Origin of the sequence: Allokutzneria sp. NRRL B-24872 (assembly GCF_002155965.1) — a bacterium.
GTDB lineage: Bacteria > Actinomycetota > Actinomycetes > Mycobacteriales > Pseudonocardiaceae > Allokutzneria.
In genome coordinates, this window is sequence record NZ_MUMH01000311.1 from 1 (window position 1) to 805 (window position 805).

An 805-nucleotide genomic window follows, 5' to 3' on the forward strand; every position below is an offset into this window, starting at 1 on the left:
CATCGGCGGCACCTGCGACGGACCCGCCAACGTCTACAACGACGCGTGGCTGCGCGGCGGAGTCCGGCGGACCGTGCACTACCCGGCGGGCGGTCCCGGCCTGCAGGACTGCAACCAGACCCCCATGGACGTCAGCGTCCGCGAGGGACACGAGGCCGCCAAGCGCGTGGTGATCGACAGCTACAACGCCGACCGCGGCGGCCGGTTCGTCGTCGTGGGCTACTCGCAGGGCGCGATCGTGGCCAACCACGTGCTCAACGACATCGCCGACGGCAGGCTCGGGGTGGACAAGTCCCGCTTCGAGGCCAAGCTCTACGCCGACCCGATGGCTCCGGTCGGCCCGCCCGGGCTCGGCATCGGCGCGGTCGTCCCGCAGGGCGTCGGACTGCCCTTCGGCGGCTACGTCTCGCCCGGCGTCGGTCGGCGCGATTTCGGCGGAATCCCGTTCATTCGTTACTGCATCCAGTCCGACGGGGTGTGTCACTTCAATACCCTGGAGGCGCCGGGCGGCTACTACGCCCAGCACTGGTGCTACCAGGAGCGGCCGATCATGGCCGACTCCATCGCCGATGGCGTGTACATCAACGGCCCGCACGAGCTGGGGCGGCAGAACTGCCGTCCCCCGCACCCGCGCTAGCCGGTGATCGACCGCGCGGGTGGGAGCGACTCCCACCCGCGCGGTTCTGTCGTGTCCGCTAGCGAACGGAGGCGGTGCGTGGAGGAAGAGCGGGTGGTCGGTGGTCGATACCGGCTGGTCAGACGGGTTGGAGCGGGTGGGTTCGGGCGGGTCTGGGCGGCCCGCGAC

1 protein-coding gene is annotated in these 805 nt (G+C 70.9%); it reads left to right on the plus strand.

The annotated features are described in order from the left end of the window. Positions 1-637: PE-PPE domain-containing protein (locus CCN37_RS37695; protein WP_143262037.1), on the plus strand; the 637-nt coding region annotated here is incomplete at its 5' end. Positions 638-805 lie beyond the last annotated feature (168 nt).